The sequence below is a fragment of the Enterobacter cloacae complex sp. SYL001 genome (assembly GCF_049237025.1).
Taxonomy (GTDB): domain Bacteria; phylum Pseudomonadota; class Gammaproteobacteria; order Enterobacterales; family Enterobacteriaceae; genus Enterobacter; species Enterobacter intestinihominis.
In genome coordinates this window covers 172,975-194,350 of sequence record NZ_JBMKJI010000006.1, presented here as the reverse complement: position 1 = coordinate 194,350, position 21,376 = coordinate 172,975, and the positions used below count along the sequence as shown (strand labels likewise).

Genomic DNA, 21,376 nt, shown 5'->3' with positions numbered 1-21,376 from the left:
AGGTCGGGTCTCAGTCCAGGGCATAGCGAGTCTCCTCTTCTATGCCAGTTATAACTGTTACCCATGTATCCGGTCTAAAGTGTTACCCATGTTTCCGGTTCATACCGTAGCGCCACCGGGCAAACACCGCCCCCTCTCGCCCCCGTAGGCCCGGTAAGCGCAGCGCCACCGGGCAAAACGCTACTCCGGCAACAACCCCACAAAGCAGCGTTTTTTGCGCGGCTCTGACATCAACTCTTCGAGCTTGTCCACGCACGCCAGATAGTGTGGCGTTTGCTTATGCGCCAACACCGCCTCTTCGTCTTTATAGGCCTCATAGATAAAGAACCGGGTTTTCACCCTCGGGTCCTGCAAGACGTCAAAGCGCAGGTTTCCCGGCTCCTGGATCGCCCCCTCGTGGTTGGCGCGAAATACCTCCAGAAACTCATCCACCCGCTCGGGTTTGATGTTGATTTCCACCAGCGTCACGTTCATTTTGCTTCTCCCTGTTTCTCTTCCTGCCAGAACTGGAACGCCTCACGGGCGCTCATGTTCTCGTGAACCACTTTCTTCACCGCCTTCAGCATGGCGAGCGGCGCGCTGGACTGGAAGATGTTGCGCCCCATATCCACGCCGGACGCGCCCTGGTCAATCGCCCGCCAGCACATCTCAAGCGCCTCATGCTCCGGCAGCTTTTTGCCGCCCGCGATAACAATCGGCACCGGACAGCTGGCGGTCACTTTTTCAAAGCCCTCGTCCACGTAGTAGGTTTTGACGAACTGAGCCCCCATTTCGGCAGCGATGCGGCTGGCGAGCGAGAAATAGCGCGCGTCGCGCGCCATCTCTTTACCCACGCCCGTCACCGCCAGCGTCGGCATGCCGTAACGCGCCCCCGCATCCACCAGCTTGATGATGTTGTTGATTGACTGATGTTCAAACGGGCTTCCGATATAGACCTGCGCCGCCACCGCGCAGACGTTCAGGCGCAGCGCGTCTTCCATCGCAACCGCCACGCACTCGTTAGACAGCTCGCCCAGAATCGAGTTACCGCCGGAGGCGCGCAGCACCACCGGTTTGTTCGTCGCGGCAGGTACCTGGCTCCTGAGGAGGCCGCGGGTACACATCAGCACGTCGGTTTCGCCAAACAGCGGCGCGATGGAGAGATCGATACGCTCAAGGCCGGTGGTCGGTCCCTGAAAGTAACCGTGGTCAAAGGCCAGCATCACCGTGCGGTTGCTCTGCGGATTGAAGATGCGCGAAAGCCGGGACTGCATGCCCCAGTCGAGCGAACCGCAGCCCTTCAGGGTGTACGGCACATTCTGCTGCGGCGTACCGATGCCAAAATCCTTGCCGTCTTTGATGTCGTCTAAATCAGCCATTTGCTCCCCCGTCAGAAATCGTATTTGCTGATGTTCTCTTTGGTGAACACCACCCGCTCCGGCAGCAGCACGATGCCGTTGCCCTTCGCCTCATACTGGTAGCCCTGCACGCTGTTCGGCTCGACCTTCAGCGTCCCGATATCTTTCACCTCCACGCTGTCGCCAGGGTTAAGATCGCCTTTTTTCAGTAAACGATCGGCGACATTGACTGCAATTTTGCCCTGCTGCACCACGTCCCACAGGCCGAAGGCTTTCACTGTGCCGCGCTCAACGTACGGACGCATCACGTTTGGCGTGCTGAAGCCGACAATCGCCACCCCTTCCCGCTTCAGGTTTTCCGCCGCCTGTGCCGCCGCCGGCAGGGCGTTGGCGTCCGGGGCGATGATCGCATCCAGATCCGGATAGGCTTTTAAGATCCCCTCGGCGGTTTGCAGGGATTTAGTGGCGTCGTTATAGCCAAACTGCGTGGTGACGACCTGCCACTGGGGATGGTCTTTCTCGATTTTGGCCTTCGCCTCTTTCACCCACTGGTTCTGGTCGGTGACGGTGGGGCTGGAGTAGAAGAACGCCACTTTCGCGTTCGGTTTGGTGACCTGCTTGCCTGCCATCTCCACCAGCAGGCCGCCCAGCTGTTCCGGCGTGCCCTGGTTGATGTAAATGCTGCGGCACTCCGGTTTGGTGTCGGAATCCCAGGTCAGGACCTTCACGCCGCGCTGCATCGCGCGCTTCAGCGCCGGGCAGAGACCGTCCGGCGACACGGCAGAGACGATGATGGCGTTATAGCCCTGGTTGACGAAGTTATTGATCAACTGCACCTGGCCGGAGACGCTCGGCTCGGTCGGGCCGTCGTAAGTCACGTCCACGCCAAGTTCTTTCCCCGCCTCTTTCGCGCCGTTGCCGCCGCTGGTGAAGAATCCCACACCCACCAGTTTCGGGATAAAGGCAATGCGGTCCGCCGCCTGCGCCGAAGCGAAGCTGAGGGCCATTGCCAGGACGAGCAGTTTTGTTTTCATCTTACGCTCCGGATAGTTTTCTGAAGAGAGATCGCACCCATTCACGGTGCAGACTCAGCGAACGCCCCATCACCACCACAACCAGCAGCGCCCCTGACAGCGCGCTCGACACCTGGTTGGGGATGCCAACCATCTGTAAACCCTGTTGCAGGTACCCCACCAGCAGCGCCGCCAGCGCCGTACCGACAACCGAACCTGAGCCGCCGTAGATATTCGCTCCGCCGAGCACGGCGGCGGTGAGCGCAGGCATCAGTAAATCGCGCCCCAGATCCGAACGCGCGGAGCCGAAATAGGAGACCATCACCAGCGCGGCAATCGCCGAGGCCACGCCCACCAGACCGTACAGCGCGTAGGGCATGCCGTTCACCGACAGCGCCGCATAGCGCGCCGCGCGCGGGTTCTGACCGATTAAAAACAGATGTCGGCCAAAGCGCCCCCGGTGGGTAATCAGCCAGAAGAAGGCGGTAATCACCGCGAACAGCACCAGCGGGATCGGCAGACCCAGCACCGTGAGGTTAGCGAACGCCGTGAAGCTGTCCGGGAAGCCGCCGATGCCCTCATAGCCCGTCGCCCCCGCCATGCCGGAGAGCAGCAGCGCGCCGCCGCCGTAGAGGTAGAGCGTGCCGAGGGTGATAACCAGCGGGCTGATGCCGGTGTAGTGAATAAGCGCGGCATTAAATAATCCGCACAGCAGGCCGAGCAGCAGCGTCAGCGGAACAGCGACCGCCATCGGCCACCCCGCCTGCATCATCACGCCCAGCGCGATGGCGCACAGGCCGATGGTCGAGCCGAGGGAGATGTCGATCCCGCCGCTGATGATCACAAGCGTGAGCGGCAGCGCCACGATGCCGATGCAGATAAAGTCGCTGGTGCTGAACAGCAGCATGTTGACGTCGAGCATGCGCGGGTTGATGGCGCCAAAGAGCAGGATCTCGAGCACCAGTAAAATCAGCAGCGCGCTTTCCCAGTTAAGCCTCATTTACGCCACCTCTTTTTTGCGTTTGGGAAACGGGGTGACATGCTTTCCCCCTTTGTTACCCGGCTGGAAGCGACCGTACTTCAGCGCCCGCTGATGACGCGCCAGCGCCTGGCGCAGGCGCCCGTCGAGCACCAGCACGCCCAGCAGCACCAGCCCGGCGATAAAGTCATTCCACCACGCCGGGAGCCTGAACAGCACCAGCACGGTGTCGATTTGGGTCAGGAAGAAGGCCCCGAGCAGCGCGCCAACCAGCGTGCCCGTGCCGCCCAGCAGCGAAATGCCGCCGAGCACGCAGGCGGCGATGGCCTTCATCTCCAGCCCGCTGCCGGTCTGGTTGGGTACAAAGCCAATCTGCGCGGCAAAGACGATCCCGGCGCATGCCGCCAGCATGCCGTTCAGGGTAAAGGCGATCATGCGGGTGCGGTTCACCGCCACGCCCAGTTGGCGCGCGGCGGCGAGGTTATCCCCCACCGCGTAAAAATCACGCCCGAACGCGGTACGCGACAGCGTCCACGCGCCCGCGGCCGCGACGATCAATACCAGCATGCCGAGCGGCGAAATGCCGATGGCGGCTGGCTCAGAGAGGGATTTCAGCCCCGGCGGCAGCCCTTCAATCCACTTTCCGCCGGTCCAGAGCAGCATCGCTCCGCGATACAGCCCCAGCGTGCCGAGGGTGGCGACAATCGCTGGAATGCGCAGCCCCACCACCAGAAAACCGTTGAACGCCCCCGCCAGCGCGCCAATCGTCAGCGCGAAGAGAATGGAAACGGGCAGACTGTAGCCGCTGTTGAGCGCCACGCCGACGGCAATGGCGGACAGCCCGACGATGGAGCCGACGGAGACGTCGATATTACGGGTCAGCATCACCAGCGCCGCGCCGATGGCCAGCAGGATCAGGATCTGCGAGCTGGCGAAGATCATCCCCAGCGTCTGTAAGCTCAGGTAGGACGGGTTCAGCGCCACCAGCACGGCGAACAGGGCCAGAATGGCGAGAAACGCGCTCAGCTCGCGGTTTTTCAGTAAGATCTTCATGATTGCCCTCCAAACGCCAGCGCCATCATCCGGTCGAGACTGACGGCCTGGCGCGGCAGTTCGCCGCTGAGCACGCCCTGATGCATTACCAGCACCCGATCCGCGAGGTCGGGAAATTCATCGAGATCGCTTGAGATCATCAGCACTGCCACGTTCTGCGCCGCCACGCTTTTCAGCAGCTGGTAGATATCGGCGCGCGCCGATACGTCCACGCCGCGCGTCGGTTCATCGACGATCAGCAATAAAGGATTAGCCTCCAGGCAGCGCGCCAGCAGCACCTTCTGCTGATTACCACCGGAGAGCGTGCGCACGGTTTGATCCGCATGGTTGAGCTTGATCCCCAGCGCCCGGTGGTAACGCTCCACCACCGCAGACTCCCGCTTTCGCTGCTGCCAGAGCGACGGCTCGTTCAGCGCCACCGTGTTCCAGCGGACAGGCGCGTCGAGAAACAGGCCGGACACCTGCCTGTCTTCCGGCAGATAAACCAGCCCTTTTTCCAGACGGGAACTGACCGGATCGGCGGTGATCTCCTGGTTCTCCAGCCACACCCGCCCGCCGCGTACCGGACGCAGACCGTAAAGCGTTTCGGCAAACTCGGTACGCCCGGACCCCACCAGCCCGGCCAGACCGACGATCTCCCCGGCGTAAATCTCAAGGCTGAGATCGATAAACCCTTCCCCGGTGAGATCCTCCACCCGCAGCACCGGGAAATCCTGCGCCTGGGTTCGGCGGTTGCCCGGCAGCGCCAGCCACAGCTTTTGCGTATCGCTTAGCGACTTTTCCCGGCTGACCGGCGTCATGGCGGCGATCAGGGCGTTATCGTCAAACTGCCCGGTTTCGCCGCTCAGCACCACCGCGCCGTCGCGCATCACCGAGACGTGGCTCGAAATCATGCGAATTTCCGGCAGCTTGTGCGAGATAAAAATAATGCCAACGCCGAGATCCTGCAGCGCGCGGATCTGGCGAAACAGGCGTTCGGTCTCGCCCGGCGTGAGCGATGCCGTGGGTTCGTCGAGGATCAGAATTCTGGCGTTGCGCATCAGCCCGCGCAGGATCTCCACCATCTGCTGATCCGCGACTTCCAGAGTGCTGGCAGCGGCATCGAGATTAAGCTGACATTGCAGCTGCTGGAGTTTCTCCGCCAGCCGCTTTTCCCGATCTCGTTCGCGCGGCAGACGAAACAGGATGTTTTCCCGCACCGTCAGGTTGGGGAAAAGCAGCGGCTCCTGTGGCACCAGATAAATGCCTAACCGGTGCGCCTGCGACGGGGTAAGCCGTGCAAAAGACTCGCCCGCAACCGAAAGCTCACCGCGATCCGGCGTTTCAACCCCGGCGATGATTTTCATCAACGTCGATTTTCCCGCGCCGTTACCGCCCATCAGCGCATGCACCTGTCCAGCAAGCAGCGTGAAATCAATGCCTTTTAACACAGGCACGCCAGAGAACTGTTTGCAGATGTCACGTGCCTCGAGAAGTGGTGTCATCATCGCTCCGCTATTGAACAAATGATTTTTAGATTTAATAATGTTCAAAAGCGTAGACGGTGAACTATATTTACAACCGTGCAGGGATCACAGTTTTATCGATTGAGATTCAGATAAACCGGAAAGGATCGAAAAGATCCGTTTTGTCGCGTGGCTCACATTTTCACGCCGCACCATCACGAACATATGATCTAAATTTTTATAAGAGTTCAACTATGAGCGATAAACGCACTGCGGAAGAAGGACGGTTTGCCGGGCTGGCACTGGCGGAAGAGGAGCTGGTGGCGCGCGTGGCCTGGTGCTACTACCACGACGGGCTGACCCAGAACGACATCGGCGAGCGGCTCGGGCTGCCGCGCCTGAAGATCTCCCGCCTGCTGGAGAAAGGCCGTCAGTCCGGGGTGATCCGCGTGCAGATAAACTCCCGCTACGAGGGCTGCCTGGCGCTGGAAACCGAGTTGCAACAACGATTTGGCCTGAAGCTGGTGCGCGTGATGCCCGCCCTGAATACGCCGCCGATGAACGTGCGGTTAGGCATTGGCGCGGCCCAGTCGCTGATGGGCGTGCTGGAGCCCGGCCAGCTGTTAGCGGTGGGCTTCGGTGAAACCACCATGAGCAGCCTGCAACACCTGAGCGGCTTTATTAGCTCACAGCAGATCCGCCTGGTGACGCTCTCCGGCGGCGTGGGGCCGTATATGACCGGTATCGGCCAGCTGGATGCGGCCTGTAGCGTCAGCATGATCCCTGCCCCGCTTCGCGTGTCATCCGCTGAAGTCGCCGGGATCTTAAAGCGCGAAACCAGCGTGCGGGACGTGATCCTCGCCGCCACCGCCGCTGACGTGGCGGTGGTCGGCATTGGCTCGGTGAACCAGCGCCGTGACGCGACGATACTGCGCTCCGGCTATATCAGCGAAGGTGAACAGTTGATGTACGCCCGCAAGGGCGCGGTCGGCGATATCCTTGGCTATTTCCTCAATGCCGAAGGGGAATGCGTCGAGGAGCTGGAGATCCACAAAGAACTACTGGGCGTCACGCTCGATGAACTGGCACAGCTGCCCACCATCGTAGGCGTGGCCGGGGGGGAAGAGAAAGCCGATGCGATTTATGCCGCACTGAAGGGCCGCCGTATTAATGGCCTGGTGACGGAAGAGACGACAGCCCGCGCGGTGCTGGCTCTGGCCATTTAAGAGCCCCCCTGCGCTAACAATGAGGCATGCTCATGAGTTACCTTTTAGCGTTAGATGCAGGGACAGGCAGCGTTCGCGCCGTTATTTTCGATTTGAAGGGCAACCAGATTGCCGTTGGCCAGGCCGAGTGGAAACACCTGAGCGTCGAGAACGTGCCGGGCTCGATGGAGTTCGACCTCGACACCAACTGGCAGCTGGCCTGCCGGTGTATTCATCAGGCGCTGGAGCGCGCGCGCCTGAGCGCGGCGGATATTCAGTCCGTCGCCTGCTGTTCGATGCGCGAAGGGATTGTGCTGTACGACCGCAACGGCGAGGCTATCTGGTCCTGCGCCAACGTCGACGCCCGCGCCAGCCGCGAGGTAGCTGAACTCAAAGAGATCCACGACTACCGGTTTGAATCCGAAGTGTATGACGTTTCCGGCCAGACGCTTGCCCTCAGCGCCATGCCGCGCCTGCTGTGGCTGGCGCACCATCGTCCGGATATTTATCGTAAAGCCGCCACCATCACTATGATCAGCGACTGGCTGGCGGCGAAGCTCTCCGGCGAGCTGGCGGTGGACCCGTCCAATGCGGGCACGACGGGCATGCTGGATCTCTTCTCCCGCGACTGGCGTCCGGCGCTGCTCGACATGGCCGGGCTGCGCGCCGATATCCTCTCCCCGGTAAAAGAGACCGGCACCGTGCTGGGGGCCATCACCAAAGCAGCCGCACAACAGAGCGGCCTGCGCGAGGGCACCCCGGTGGTGATGGGCGGCGGCGACGTGCAGCTGGGCTGTCTGGGGCTGGGCGTGGTGCGCGCCGGACAAACGGCGGTGCTGGGCGGCACCTTCTGGCAACAGGTGGTGAACCTGCCGCAGGTGCGCACCGACCCTGAGATGAACATCCGCGTAAACCCGCACGTTATCCCCGGCATGGCGCAGGCAGAGTCGATCAGCTTCTTTACCGGGCTGACCATGCGCTGGTTCCGCGACGCCTTCTGCGCCGAAGAGAAGCTGATTGCCGAACGCATGGGAATGGACCCCTACTCCCTGCTCGAAGAGATGGCGAGCCGCGTCCCGCCGGGCTCCCACGGGGTGATGCCGATCTTCTCCGACGCGATGCATTTTAAGCAGTGGTACCACGCGGCACCGTCGTTTATTAACCTCTCCATTGACCCGGAAAAGTGCAACAAAGCGACGCTGTTCCGCGCGCTGGAGGAGAACGCGGCGATCGTCTCGGCCTGTAACCTGGCGCAGATTTCGCGCTTCTCCGGCGTGACGTTTGAGAGCCTGGTGTTTGCCGGCGGCGGCGCAAAGGGCGCCCTGTGGAGCCAGATTTTAAGCGACGTCACCGGCCTGCCGGTGCGCGTGCCAGAAGTCAAAGAGGCAACGGCGCTCGGTTGCGCCATTGCCGCAGGAGCTGGCGCGGGGCTGTTCGCGGATATGGCCTCGATGGGCGAGCGGCTGGTGAAGTGGAGCTGCGAGTTCACGCCAAACCCGGCGCACCGCGAGCTGTACGACGGCATGATGCAGAAATGGCAGGCGGTGTACGCGGACCAGCTCGGGCTGGTGGACAGCGGGCTGACAACCTCGATGTGGCAGGCGCCGGGCCTGATGCGCGACACACGCCCCTCACCCTAACCCTCTCCCCAGAGGGGAGAGGGGACTGTTCCGTGCGGCCTTTCACCCTCTCCCCTCTGGGGAGAGGGCCGGGGTGAGGGGTGAAGTTCTTTGAGATCTATCACAATCATTCGATCCCGCTTTTACCTTTCTGCCGCCGCTGGCTAAATTAGTAACTCATCCGACCACATAACAATAATTTTACACTGGAAGAGACTATGAGCCGTTACCCGTCGTTATTCGCCCCTCTCGATCTGGGGTTCACTACCCTCAAAAACCGCGTGTTAATGGGCTCAATGCACACCGGGCTGGAGGAGCGTCCGGACGGGGCTGAACGTCTGGCAGCCTTCTATGCCGAGCGCGCGCGCCACGGGGTGGCGCTGATTGTCACCGGCGGCGTAGCCCCTGCCCCTTCCGGGGTAACAATGGAGGGCGGCGCGGTGTTGAACGATGCGACACAGCTGCCGCACCACCGCATGGTGACCGACGCGGTTCACAACGAGGGCGGCAAAATCGCCCTGCAAATTCTGCATACCGGGCGCTACAGCTATCAGCCGAACCTGGTTGCCCCCTCGGCTATTCAGGCGCCGATTAACCGCTTTACTCCCCATGCCCTCAGCCATGACGAGATCCTGGCGCTGATAGATGACTTTGCCCGCTGCGCCGCGCTGGCGCGTGAAGCGGGCTATGACGGCGTGGAGGTGATGGGCTCCGAGGGCTATCTGATCAACGAATTTCTCGCCGCGCGCACCAACCAGCGCGAGGATGAATGGGGCGGCGACTATGCCCGCCGCATGCGTTTTGCCGTGGAGGTGGTGCGTGCGGTGCGTGAACGTGCCGGTGCGGATTTTATTATCATCTTCCGCCTGTCGATGCTCGACCTGGTGGAAGGCGGCGGCACCTTCGACGAAACCGTGCAGCTGGCGCAGGCGATTGAAGCCGCTGGTGCCACCATTATCAACACCGGGATTGGCTGGCACGAAGCGCGCATCCCCACCATCGCCACGCCGGTGCCGCGTGCGGCGTTCAGCTGGGTAACGCGCAAGCTGAAAGGCAAAGTCTCCGTTCCGCTGGTGACCACTAACCGCATTAACGATCCGCAGGTGGCGGACGATGTGATCTCCCGCGGCGACGCCGATATGGTGTCGATGGCGCGTCCGTTCCTCGCGGATGCCGAACTGCTCTCCAAAGCGCAAAGCGGCCGTGCGGATGAGATCAACACCTGCATCGGCTGTAACCAGGCGTGTCTGGATCAGATCTTCGTCGGCAAGGTCACCTCCTGCCTGGTGAATCCCCGCGCCTGCCATGAAACCAAAATGCCGATCGTTCCTGCGACCAACAAGAAGCGTCTGGCCGTGGTGGGCGCAGGACCCGCTGGCCTGGCGTTTGCGGTCAATGCCGCCTCGCGTGGGCACAGCGTGACGCTGTTTGATGCGCTGGCGGAAATCGGCGGGCAGTTTACTATCGCCAGACAGATCCCCGGCAAAGAGGAGTTCTACGAAACGCTGCGCTATTACCGCCGGATGATCGAGGTGACGGGTGTCGATCTGCGGCTCAATCAGGTTGTCAGCGCGGCGGATCTGATCGGTTTCGACGAGGTGATCCTCGCGAGTGGGATCGCCCCGCGCACCCCTGCGATCGAAGGCATCGATCATCCGAAGGTATTGAGCTATCTGGACGTGCTGCGCGACAAAGCGCCGGTTGGCGAGAAGGTGGCGATCATCGGCTGCGGCGGGATCGGTTTTGATACCGCAATGTATTTAAGCCAGCCGGGCGAAGCCACCAGCCAGAACATCGCTGAGTTCTGCGTGGAATGGGGCATTGATACCAGTCTCAGTCAGTCCGGCGGTTTACGCCCGGAAGGTCCGCAACTGCCGAAAAGCCCGCGTCAGATCGTGATGCTCCAGCGTAAAGCCAGCAAGCCGGGTGAAGGGCTGGGGAAAACCACAGGCTGGATCCACCGCGCCACCCTGCTCTCGCGCGGGGTAAAGATGATCCCGGGGGCGAGCTACCAGAAGATCGACGACGACGGGCTACACGTTCTGATCGGCGGTGAGCCGCAGCTGCTGGACGTGGATCATGTGATTTTGTGCGCCGGGCAGGAGCCGAAGCGCGATCTGGCCGATCCGCTGCGTGAGGCAGGGAAAACGGTACATTTGATTGGCGGGTGCGACGTGGCGATGGAGCTGGATGCGCGGCGGGCAATAGCGCAGGGGACAACATTGGCATTAGCGATTTGATTTCTTACCCGGTGGCGCTGCGCTTACCGGGCCTACAAAACCGTAGGCCTGTGCAAGCGAAACGCCGCTAGGCAAAACGATCTTATCGACGACGCCCCAGCTTCACCGACTTCAGCACCACAAACTTGTTGTTTGTCGCAATGGTGACGCAGTTACCGAAAATCTTCTTCAGCTTGTGGAAGTAGTCCAGATGGCGGTTCGCCACGATGTACAGTTCGCCGTTGATTTTCAGGCAGCGGCGCGCGTGGTGGAACATCTCCCACGCGACGTTATCCGTCAGGGCGTGCTTCTGGTGGAACGGAGGATTGCAAAACACCGCGTTGAAGCGGAAAGGCTCTACGCCGGACAGCGCGTTATTGATCATAAACTCGCAGCGATCCAGCGCCTCCGGCAGATTGGTTTCCACGTTCAGACGGCTTGAAGCCACCGCCATTGGCGATTCGTCGCTGAACACCACGCTGGCCTCCGGGTTCTTCGCCAGCAGCGTCAGGCCAATCACGCCGTTACCGCAGCCGAGATCGACAATCTCCCCTTCCAGGTTTTCCGGCAGATGTTCCATAAAGAAGCGTGCGCCGATATCCAGACCGGTACGGGAGAAGACGTTCGCGTGGTTGTGGATGGTCCAGTCGGTCCCTTCCAGCTTCCAGCTCAGGGTCTCTGGCGCGTCGGCCAGTTCCGGCGCGCTGAAGGTACAGTTGATCAGGCGCGCTTTTTTCCAGGCCAGCGTCGTAGTGGTCGGGCCGAGCACTTTCTCGAACAGTTCCAGCGTCGAGGTGTGAATATCACGCGCCTTGGCGCCCGCGATGATGCGCGTTTCTGGCGTCACGACTTTACGCAGCGCGCGCAGTTGCTGCTCCAGCAGCGCCATGGTTTTGGGCACTTTAATCAGCACCACGCCTGGCGCCTGCGGGTAGTCCGCGGTGCTGTCGAGGAACTTCACGCTGGATTCGTCGATATCGTTGTGACGCAGGTTTTCACGCGTCGCCAGCTCGCTTAAGTAAGAATCGCCGATACTGTAAGGCGCATGTTCCGCGAGCGCACAGCCCAGCGCGCCAAACGCGTCATTCAGGATCAGTACCGGGCCGCGGATTTCAGTCTCATCCAACTGCTGCAGCAGATATTCATCCGCCGCTTCCCACGCCTGAAGCGGGTTCACGTCGTCCGTTTCCGGGAAACGTTTAAGGTTGAGTGAACGGAAACCGTTGTCTAAGTGGCTCATCGGCCCTCCTGAATGGTAAAATTTGGCGTATCCCTGAAAAGGGTGCGTGAGTATACCCGTTTTCACACTATTTTGGGGTTTTGATGAACCAGCTGACTTATCTCCAGGGCTACCCGGAGCAATTACTATCCCAGGTTCGCGACCTGATCGCCGCGGGAAAGCTCGGCGCGGTGCTGGAAAAACGCTACCCGGGCACGCATGATTTCGCGACTGACAAAGCCCTCTGGCAGTATACGCAGGATCTGAAAAGCCAGTATCTGAAGAGCGCCCCGCCGATCAATAAGGTGATGTACGACAACAAGATCCACGTGCTGAAAAACGCGCTCGGCCTGCATACCGCCATCTCCCGCGTGCAGGGCGGCAAGCTGAAGGCTAAGGCGGAGATCCGCGTCGCGACCATCTTTCGCAATGCGCCGGAAGCCTTTCTGCGGATGATCGTGGTGCACGAGCTGGCGCACCTGAAAGAGAAAGATCACGACAAAGCGTTCTATTCCCTGTGCTGCCATATGGAGCCGCAGTACCACCAGCTGGAGTTTGATACCCGTTTGTGGCTGACGCATTTATCGTTAAAGAGTAATGCGCAGTAGCGCACGCGAAATGTCATGAGGACGTGCTACAGTGGCTTTAGGTTCCCTGCTACGGAGTACGTAAACGTTTATGATACGTTTCGCAGTCATCGGTACGAACTGGATCACGCGCCAGTTCGTCGACGCCGCCCACGAAACCGGCAAATATAAGCTCACCGCAGTCTATTCCCGCAGCCTTGAGCAGGCGCAAAGTTTTGCGAATGACTACCTGGTTGAACATCTGTTCACCTCACTCGATGAGATGGCGCAAAGCGACGCCATTGACGCGGTCTATATCGCCAGCCCGAATGCTCTGCACTTCCCGCAAACGAAGCTGTTCCTCAGCCATAAAAAGCATGTGATCTGCGAGAAGCCGCTGGCGTCGAATATCCACGAAGTGGAAGCCGCCATTGCGCTTGCCCGCGAAAACCAGGTGGTGCTGTTTGAAGCGTTCAAAACCGCCAGCCTGCCCAACTTCCTGCTGTTGCAGCAGTCCCTGCCGAAAATTGGCAAAGTGCGTAAAGCCTTTATCAACTACTGCCAGTATTCCTCGCGCTACCAGCGCTATCTGGACGGCGAAAACCCGAACACCTTTAACCCGGCCTTCTCGAATGGCTCGATTATGGATATCGGTTTTTACTGCCTGGCCTCTGCGGTTGCGCTGTGGGGGGAACCACACGGCGTGACGGCCACCGCCAGCCTGCTGGAGAGCGGCGTGGATGCACACGGCGTTGTGGTGCTGGACTACGGTGATTTCAGCGTGACGTTGCAGCACTCGAAGGTCAGCGACTCCGTGCTGCCAAGCGAAATTCAGGGCGAAGACGGCTCGCTGGTGATCGAAAAAATCTCCGAATGCCAGAAGCTCAGCATCGTTTCGCGCGGCGGAAAAGCGCAGGAGCTGACGCAGCCTCAGCATATTAACACTATGCTTTATGAGGCAGAGGTCTTCGCCCGTCTGGTAGAAGACAACGAAGTGAACCACCCGGGACTGGCGATCAGCCGCACCACGGCGAAGCTGCAAACGGAGATCCGCCGACAGACCGGCGTAATCTTCCCCGCAGACGGCGTGAATGTGGAAGCCGTCGCGTAAAGCTGTGTAATGAAATCGTGCAGACCATTGACGAAATCAATGGTCTGACATAATTTGTTACCTGCAAAGGGGAGTAACTTCTTCGCCGGTGGATCGTCATTACGATGCGTGCAAAACCGCATCCGGTCGCCGGGCAACCTTCGTGGTTGTAAGTGAGACCTTGCCGGAAGGCGAGGTCTATGCATAAAAAGCTAACGGCTATCGTCTTCTGACCATAGCCGTTTTTGTTTTTTTATGTGTAAGGAAAATAGTATGCATTCTGTCGGCACTCCAATGCTGTGGGGCGGATTCGCGGTTGTCGTGCTCATCATGCTGGCGATCGACCTCTTTTTGCAGGGTCGTCGCGGCGAACACGGCATGAGCGTTAAGCAAGCCGCCGTCTGGTCGCTGGTATGGGTTACCCTCTCACTTCTTTTCTGCGCCGCCTTCTGGTGGTATCTGGCCTCAACCGAAGGTCGCGCGGTGGCCGATCCTCAGGCACTCGCCTTCCTCACCGGCTATCTGATTGAAAAAGCGCTGGCGGTTGATAACGTCTTCGTCTGGCTGATGCTGTTCAGTTACTTCGCCGTGCCTGCGGCCCTGCAACGCCGCGTGCTGGTATACGGCGTGCTAGGCGCCATCATCCTGCGTACCATCATGATCTTCGCCGGTAGCTGGCTGATTACCCAGTTCGAATGGCTGCTGTACGTGTTTGGTGCGTTCCTGCTGTTCACCGGGGTCAAAATGGCGCTGGCGAAAGAAGACGATACCGGTATCGGTGATAAGCCGCTGGTGAAGTGGATCCGGGGTCATCTGCGCATGACGGACAAGATCGAGAGCGAGCATTTCTTCGTGCGTAAGAACGGCCTGCTGTTCGCCACCCCGCTGCTGCTGGTGCTGATTCTGGTCGAGCTGAGCGACGTGATTTTCGCGGTGGACAGTATCCCGGCTATCTTCGCGGTTACCACCGACCCGTTCATCGTCCTGACCTCGAACCTGTTCGCGATCCTCGGCCTGCGTGCGATGTACTTCCTGCTGGCGGGCGCGGCAGAGCGCTTCTCAATGCTGAAGTACGGTCTGTCGGTGATTCTGGTCTTTATCGGTATCAAGATGCTGATTGTTGATTTCTACCATATCCCGATCGCCATTTCGCTCGGCGTGGTGTTTGGCATTCTGCTGGTGACGCTGATTATCAATACCTGGGTTAACCGCCAGCACGATAAGAAGCAGCAGGCTTAGTGCAACGTTCGGTGCGGGCTGATGCCCTCACCCCACCCCTCTCCCACGGGGAGAGGGGGAAATGCAATGCAGGCCGGGTAAGCGCAGCGCCACCCGGCACTTTCGTTAACCAATAGTTAAAAAACATGACGCAACACGTAAAATCCAGCATTTTACGCTTCCGCCTTTCGCTGCTTTCCCTGATACTCAACCAGGCAAACAAATACTTACATCCGGATACAAATGTGACTTAGAGCACATCCAGGATGGAACGCAATTTCACTCAGGAATAACGTATGAGCACACAATCTAAGGGCCTGCTTGCGCGCCTGGCGCAGGGCAGTCTTGTAAAACAAATTCTGGTCGGGTTGGTACTGGGTATTCTGCTGGCGATGGTGTCAAAACCTGCGGCGGAAGCGACGGGACTGCTCGGCACCCTTTTCGTTGGCGCACTGAAGGCCGTCGCCCCGGTACTGGTGCTAATGCTGGTGATGGCGTCGATTGCCAACCACCAGCACGGACAAAAAACCAACATTCGCCCTATTCTGTTCCTGTATCTGCTGGGAACCTTCTCTGCTGCCTTAACGGCCGTTGTGTTTAGCTTCCTGTTCCCGTCCACGCTGCACCTGACCAGCGCGGCCGGTGATATCACCCCGCCGTCCGGGATTGTGGAAGTCCTTCGCGGCCTGCTGATGAGCATGGTCTCTAACCCCATCACCGCACTGATGAACGGAAACTACATTGGCATCCTGGTCTGGGCGATTGGTCTGGGCTTCGCGCTGCGTCATGGCAACGAGACCACGAAAAACCTGGTTAACGATTTGTCCAATGCAGTGACCTTCATGGTGAAGCTGGTGATTCGCTTTGCACCAGTCGGTATCTTTGGTCTGGTTTCTTCGACGCTGGCCACCACCGGTTTCGACGCACTGTGGGGCTACGCGCAGCTGCTGGTCGTCCTGGTCGGCTGTATGCTGCTGGTGGCGCTGGTGATCAACCCGCTGCTGGTGTTCTGGCAGATCCGCCGCAACCCGTATCCGCTGGTGCTGACCTGCCTGCGCGAGAGCGGCGTGTATGCCTTCTTCACCCGCAGCTCAGCGGCGAACATACCGGTGAACATGGCGCTGGCGGAGAAGCTGAACCTGGACCGCGATACCTATTCGGTGTCGATTCCCCTGGGTGCAACCGTGAACATGGCCGGTGCGGCGATTACCATCACCGTGCTGACGCTGGCGGCGGTGCATACGCTGGGTATTCCGGTAGATCTGCCAACCGCGCTGCTGCTGAGCGTCGTTGCATCACTGTGTGCCTGTGGCGCATCCGGCGTGGCGGGCGGCTCTCTGCTGCTGATCCCGCTGGCCTGTAACATGTTCGGTATTCCGAACGAGATTGCCATGCAGGTTGTCGCGGTCGGTTTCATTATCGGCGTATTGCAGGATTCCTGCGAAACCGCGCTGAACTCCTCTACCGACGTGCTGTTTACCGCCGCAGCCTGTCAGGCGGAAGATGCGCGTTTAGCGAAGAACGCCCTGCGAGGTTAAAAAGAAAAGCCCGGTGGCGGCTACGCCTTACCGGGCCTACAAGGTAAATGCAAAACGGCAACATGTGTTGCCGTTTTTAGTGTTTGCACCCTCTCCCTGTGGGAGAGGGCCGGGGTGAGGGCACCAGCCCGCACCCGACTTATAGCGTCACACCACTCTTAAAGATCGCCAGCTCGCGGAAGTCGTTCTTCTCGTTGCAGGTCTGCCTGCCGCTGGCAAATTCCACAATCGTGTCCACGAATTCGCTCAGCAGCTGCGGCATCGCTTTGCCGTGGATCAGCTGGCCCGCGTCAAAGTCGATCCAGTGCTTTTTCTTCGCCGCCAGTTCGCTGTTAGTGGCGATTTTCACCGTCGGCACAAACCCGCCGTACGGCGTACCGCGCCCGGTACTGAACAGCACCATGTGACAGCCCGCGCCTGCCAGCGCGCTGGTGGCGACCGCATCGTTGCCCGGTGCGCTGAGCAGGTTCAGGCCGTGCGTTTTTAGCCGTTCACCGTAGCGCAGCACGTCTACCACCTGGCTGGCGCCCGCTTTTTGGGTGCAGCCCAGGGATTTCTCTTCAAGCGTGGTGATGCCGCCCGCTTTGTTACCCGGCGAGGGGTTCTCGTATATCGGCTGGTTATGGGCGATGAAGTACTGTTTGAAGTCGTTGACCATGGTGACGGTCTTCTCAAAGGTCTCTTCGTCGCGGCAGTGGCTCATCAGAATGCGCTCTGCGCCGAACATCTCCGGCACTTCGGTCAGCACCGTAGTGCCGCCGTTGGCAATCACGTAATCCGAGAAGCGACCCAGCATTGGGTTAGCGGTAATGCCGGAAAGGCCATCAGATCCGCCGCACTCCAGGCCAAACTTCAGTTCGCTCAGCTTGCCCGGCTCGCGCTTGTCGTGACGCATCACCTCGTACAGCTGATGCAGCTGTTCAACGCCCGCTTCCACTTCGTCGTCCTGGTGCTGACACACCATAAAGTGCACGCGCTCAGGGTCAAATTCGCCCAGCGTGTCGCGGAAGGCGTCGACCTGATTGTTCTCGCAGCCGAGGCCGATCACCAGCACCGCGCCCGCGTTCGGGTGGCGCACCATGTTTTGCAGCATGGTACGGGTATTGATGTGGTCGTCACCCAGCTGGGAGCATCCATAGGTGTGACTGAACAGATGCACACCGTCGGTGCCTTCAGCATCATTAGTCTCTTTCAGGAAACGCGTCTGAATTTGACGCGCGATCCCGTTCACGCAGCCGACAGTCGGGAGGATCCACAGCTCATTGCGGATCCCCACCTCGCCGCTGGCGCGGCGGTAAATCTGTACCTCACGATCGGCCGCCTGTCCTTCTTCTGGCTGGAAGTCAGGTTGATAGCTGTACTCGTCCAGATCGCTGAGATTGGTGCGGGTATTGTGGGAATGAATGTATTCACCCGGCGCAATATCCGCCAGCGCATGACCGATGGGCAAACCGTACTTCACCACGTTCTCCCCTTTCGCGATGGGGATCAGGGCAAACTTATGTCCACGTCCAATGGCCTGGCGTAACGTCACCGACTGGTTGTCGAAGGTCACTTCCATCCCTTCGGCTAAATCTGCCAGCGCGACGGCAACGTTATCCAGCGAATGGATTTTGATGTATTGCATATCAACCTCAAACGGCCTTAGTTCAGTTCAATGGCGAAGTAGTCACGCGCATTGTTAAAGCAGATGTTTCTCACCATTTCGCCCAGCAGCTGGATATCCGCTGGCGCTTCGCCCGCGTGCACCCAGCGGCCAATCATCTGGCACAGAATGCGGCGGAAATATTCATGGCGGGTATAGGAGAGGAAACTGCGGCTGTCGGTCAGCATGCCAACGAAGCGGCTCAACAGGCCGAGCTGCGCCAGCTGTGTCATCTGACGCTCCATGCCGTCTTTTTGATCGTTAAACCACCAGCCGGAACCGAACTGCATCTTGCCCGGCATCCCTTCGCCCTGGAAGTTGCCGATCATGGTGCCCAGTACTTCGTTATCGCGCGGATTCAGGCAGTAGAGAATGGTTTTCGGCAGCAGGTTTTGCTCGTTCTGTTTGCTCAGCAGTTTTGACAGCTCTTCCGCCAGAGGGCGGTCGTTGATGGAGTCAAAGCCTACGTCCGCGCCCAGCAGTTTAAACTGACGCTGGTTGTTATTACGCAGCGCGCCGATATGGTACTGCTGAACCCAGCCGCGACGGGCATATTCCGCACCGAGGAACACCAGCACCGCGGTTTTGAACTGGGCGACTTCATGCTCGCTCAGGGCTTCGCCGGAGAGACGACGCGCCAGGATGCTGTCCAGCTCGGCTTCGCTGGAATCCGCGAACAGCACCACGTCCAGCGCGTGGTCAGACACTTTACAGCCGTGTGCGGCAAAGTGATCCAGACGTTTGGTCAGCGCGGATTGCAGATCGGCGAAACGACGGATATCGGTATCCGATACTTCCGCCAGCTTCGTCATGTAGTCATTAAAGGTCGGCAGCTCAATGTTGAAGGCTTTATCCGGACGCCAGCTTGGCAGCACTTTGATGTCAAAGGTGCTGTCCTTCGCGACAACCGCGTGGTGCTCCAGGGAGTCGATCGGATCGTCGGTTGTGCCCACCATCTTCACGTTCATCTGCTGCATGATGCCGCGCGCCGAGAAGCTATCCTGCCCCAGCAATTCGTTGCACTGATCCCAGATTTCATCCGCCGTGGCGGGAGAGAGCAGCTTGCCGGTGATACCAAAAGGACGACGCAGTTCGAGGTGCGTCCAGTGGTATAACGGGTTACCGATGGTGTGGGGAACGGTAGCGGCCCAGGCGTCAAACTTCTCGCGATCGGTCGCGTCGCCGGTACACAGGCGCTCGGCCACGCCGTTGGTGCGCATCGCGCGCCATTTATAATGGTCACCCTTCAGCCAGATATCATACAGGTTTTTGAAACGGTAATTTTCGGCAACCTGTTGCGGCGGTAAATGGCAGTGGTAGTCGAAAATCGGCTGATCTTTTGCGTAGTCGTGGTACAGGCGGCGAGCAAATTCGGTATCTAACAGGAAATCTTCGGTCATAAACGGTGTCATTATCGTCTTCCTCATTACGGGAGCGTCAGAAAGCTTATGTTCAGATGCTGCAAAGTTATCACACCAATTTCCAGAGTCCGACGTTTTTTTCGTGAGTTAGATCAATAAACGTCGACAAATAAATTACCCTCAAAGGGGTAAACCTTCTTGCAGGCCGCGCCAGATCTGGCTTTGCGCACGCCGCATAATATCCCTACAAAGATTCACTCTTTTGTGATGTCACTCACCTTTTAAAGTTGTATGACAAGTTATCTTTTCGCCGTCGCAAACTATAAGCCGACGGAATGCATTACCGGTGTTTGTTACATCGGATTTAACGGTACGGAAGCCGACTTAGCACGATGACTTATGGCAAGGTTCGGGCCGTTCCGGGACAGGTTCCCGGTTACGCCCCTCCCGTTACAGAACAGCTCCCGGCAACGGTTGAGTTGTTGCCGTGTCCCGACACGGAAATAACATAACGATGAGGTTTTACATGCGTAAAATTAAAGGGTTACGTTGGTACATGATCGCACTGGTGACGCTCGGCACCGTGCTGGGCTACCTGACACGTAACACCGTGGCAGCAGCGGCGCCAACGTTGATGGAAGAGTTACATATCTCCACACAACAATACTCTTACATCATTGCGGCGTATTCTGCCGCTTACACCGTAATGCAGCCTGTTGCAGGTTATGTTCTTGATATTCTGGGTACAAAAATTGGTTATGCCTTCTTCGCTGTAGCATGGGCCGTCTTCTGCGGGGCGACGGCGCTGGCTGGCAGCTGGGGCGGGCTGGCGCTGGCGCGTGGTGCGGTAGGTGCTGCCGAAGCGGCGATGATCCCTGCGGGTCTGAAAGCCAGCTCTGAATGGTTCCCGGCAAAAGAACGTTCAATCGCTGTCGGTTACTTCAACGTGGGTTCCTCCATCGGGGCGATGATTGCTCCGCCACTGGTGGTGTGGGCGATTGTGATGCACAGCTGGCAAATGGCGTTCATCATCTCCGGTGTGCTGAGTTTTGCCTGGGCCATGGCGTGGCTGATCTTCTATAAACACCCGCGCGATCAGAAAAAGCTGTCTACCGAAGAACGTGACTACATTATTAATGGTCAGGAATCTCATCATCAGACCGACAACGGTAAAAAAATGTCCGTCTGGCAGATCCTGGGTACCCGTCAGTTCTGGGGTATCGCCCTGCCACGCTTCCTGGCGGAACCGGCCTGGGGTACGTTCAACGCCTGGATCCCGCTGTTCATGTTCAAAGTCTACGGCTTTAACCTGAAAGAGATCGCGATGTTCGCCTGGATGCCAATGCTGTTTGCAGACCTGGGCTGTATCGTCGGCGGCTACCTGCCACCGCTGTTCCAGCGCTGGTTTGGCGTGAACCTGATTGTGTCCCGTAAGATGGTGGTCACCATGGGCGCCCTGCTGATGATTGGCCCTGGCATGATTGGCCTGTTCACCAGTCCTTACGTGGCTATCGCCCTGCTGTGTATCGGGGGCTTTGCTCACCAGTCTCTGTCTGGCGCGCTGATTACGCTCTCGTCCGACGTGTTTGGTCGTAACGAAGTTGCCACCGCCAACGGTCTGACCGGGATGGCCGCCTGGACCGCAAGTACCCTGTTCGCCCTCGTGGTCGGCGCGCTGGCAGACACCATCGGCTTCAGCCCGCTGTTCGCGGTACTGGCCATCTTCGACCTGCTGGGTGCAGTGGTTATCTGGACGGTGCTGAAGAGTAAGTCCGCCGAGGAACTGGCGAAAGAGTCCCTTGGGGGACCGGCGACGCAGAGTTAGCTTGTTGTGCCGGGTGGCGGCTCCGCCTTACCCGGCCTACAACA

The 21,376-nt window shown here is 59.2% G+C and carries 17 protein-coding genes; 8 read left to right on the top strand and 9 right to left on the bottom strand.

Annotated elements, in window-relative coordinates:
• Positions 1-180: 180 nt before the first annotated feature.
• From lsrG to lsrA, 6 genes are read right to left on the bottom strand one after another with little or no spacing between them, the layout of a single operon-like run.
• Positions 181-474, bottom strand: coding sequence for a (4S)-4-hydroxy-5-phosphonooxypentane-2,3-dione isomerase (lsrG, locus tag ACOTZP_RS09150; RefSeq protein ID WP_022649458.1), 294 nt, complete (start codon positions 472-474; stop codon positions 181-183).
• Positions 471-1,358, bottom strand: a complete 888-nt coding sequence (gene lsrF / locus ACOTZP_RS09145; protein WP_271075408.1) for a 3-hydroxy-5-phosphonooxypentane-2,4-dione thiolase — start codon at positions 1,356-1,358, stop codon at positions 471-473. Before lsrF ends, lsrG begins: the two co-directional genes overlap by 4 nt.
• Positions 1,359-1,369: 11 nt before the next feature.
• Positions 1,370-2,371, bottom strand: coding sequence for an autoinducer 2 ABC transporter substrate-binding protein LsrB (lsrB, locus tag ACOTZP_RS09140; RefSeq protein WP_032626349.1), 1,002 nt, complete (start codon positions 2,369-2,371; stop codon positions 1,370-1,372).
• A 1-nt stretch (position 2,372) separates the two neighbouring features.
• Positions 2,373-3,350, bottom strand: a complete 978-nt coding sequence (gene lsrD, locus ACOTZP_RS09135) for an autoinducer 2 ABC transporter permease LsrD (RefSeq protein WP_116342161.1) — start codon at positions 3,348-3,350, stop codon at positions 2,373-2,375.
• On the bottom strand, positions 3,351-4,382 hold the full coding sequence (gene lsrC / locus ACOTZP_RS09130; protein ID WP_271075409.1) for an autoinducer 2 ABC transporter permease LsrC: 1,032 nt from the start codon (positions 4,380-4,382) through the stop codon (positions 3,351-3,353). It lies immediately after the preceding gene.
• Positions 4,379-5,866: an autoinducer 2 ABC transporter ATP-binding protein LsrA gene (lsrA, locus tag ACOTZP_RS09125; protein WP_271075439.1), complete on the bottom strand. Its 1,488-nt coding sequence runs from the start codon at positions 5,864-5,866 to the stop codon at positions 4,379-4,381. The genes lsrC and lsrA overlap by 4 nt, the downstream gene beginning before the upstream one ends.
• Positions 5,867-6,081: 215 nt before the next feature.
• On the opposite strand from lsrA, the gene lsrR reads away from it, so the two are divergent.
• From lsrR to ACOTZP_RS09110, 3 genes are all read left to right on the top strand, one after another.
• Positions 6,082-7,053: a transcriptional regulator LsrR gene (lsrR, locus tag ACOTZP_RS09120; protein ID WP_022649464.1), complete on the top strand. Its 972-nt coding sequence runs from the start codon at positions 6,082-6,084 to the stop codon at positions 7,051-7,053.
• A 32-nt stretch (positions 7,054-7,085) separates the two neighbouring features.
• Entirely contained in the window at positions 7,086-8,672 is a 1,587-nt protein-coding gene (gene lsrK, locus ACOTZP_RS09115; protein ID WP_271075410.1) for an autoinducer-2 kinase, read from the top strand.
• A 197-nt stretch (positions 8,673-8,869) separates the two neighbouring features.
• Positions 8,870-10,891: an NADPH-dependent 2,4-dienoyl-CoA reductase gene (locus ACOTZP_RS09110; protein WP_271075411.1), complete on the top strand. Its 2,022-nt coding sequence runs from the start codon at positions 8,870-8,872 to the stop codon at positions 10,889-10,891.
• An 82-nt stretch (positions 10,892-10,973) separates the two neighbouring features.
• Here the strand turns inward: ACOTZP_RS09110 and rlmG are convergent, their stop codons facing one another.
• A complete protein-coding gene (gene rlmG, locus ACOTZP_RS09105) occupies positions 10,974-12,110 on the bottom strand; it encodes a 23S rRNA (guanine(1835)-N(2))-methyltransferase RlmG (protein ID WP_023298689.1) in 1,137 nt (378 codons plus the stop codon).
• 83 nt (positions 12,111-12,193) lie between these two features.
• Between rlmG and ACOTZP_RS09100 the strand changes: the two genes are divergently transcribed.
• From ACOTZP_RS09100 to sstT, 4 genes are all read left to right on the top strand, one after another.
• Positions 12,194-12,697 (top strand): M48 family metallopeptidase, encoded by a 504-nt coding sequence (locus tag ACOTZP_RS09100; RefSeq protein ID WP_022649468.1) that lies wholly within the window; start codon positions 12,194-12,196, stop codon positions 12,695-12,697.
• Between the two features lie 70 nt (positions 12,698-12,767).
• Positions 12,768-13,766 (top strand): Gfo/Idh/MocA family protein, encoded by a 999-nt coding sequence (locus tag ACOTZP_RS09095; protein WP_271075412.1) that lies wholly within the window; start codon positions 12,768-12,770, stop codon positions 13,764-13,766.
• A gap of 252 nt (positions 13,767-14,018) precedes the next feature.
• Positions 14,019-14,984, top strand: coding sequence for a TerC family protein (locus ACOTZP_RS09090; RefSeq protein WP_022649470.1), 966 nt, complete (start codon positions 14,019-14,021; stop codon positions 14,982-14,984).
• A gap of 275 nt (positions 14,985-15,259) precedes the next feature.
• Positions 15,260-16,501, top strand: a complete 1,242-nt coding sequence (gene sstT, locus ACOTZP_RS09085) for a serine/threonine transporter SstT (RefSeq protein ID WP_022649471.1) — start codon at positions 15,260-15,262, stop codon at positions 16,499-16,501.
• Between the two features lie 139 nt (positions 16,502-16,640).
• On the opposite strand, the gene ACOTZP_RS09080 is transcribed toward sstT, so the two are convergent.
• Together ACOTZP_RS09080 and uxaC are read right to left on the bottom strand one after the other, a co-directional pair.
• Positions 16,641-18,128: a UxaA family hydrolase gene (locus ACOTZP_RS09080; protein ID WP_023307033.1), complete on the bottom strand. Its 1,488-nt coding sequence runs from the start codon at positions 18,126-18,128 to the stop codon at positions 16,641-16,643.
• Positions 18,129-18,145: 17 nt separating this feature from the next.
• The gene (uxaC, locus tag ACOTZP_RS09075) at positions 18,146-19,558 is read right to left on the bottom strand and encodes a glucuronate isomerase (protein WP_023298694.1); all 1,413 of its coding nucleotides are present in this window, start codon (positions 19,556-19,558) and stop codon (positions 18,146-18,148) included.
• 475 nt (positions 19,559-20,033) lie between these two features.
• Here uxaC and ACOTZP_RS09070 point away from each other — a divergent pair, with 475 nt between their 5' ends.
• Positions 20,034-21,332, top strand: coding sequence for an MFS transporter (locus ACOTZP_RS09070; protein WP_022649474.1), 1,299 nt, complete (start codon positions 20,034-20,036; stop codon positions 21,330-21,332).
• Positions 21,333-21,376: the final 44 nt, after the last annotated feature.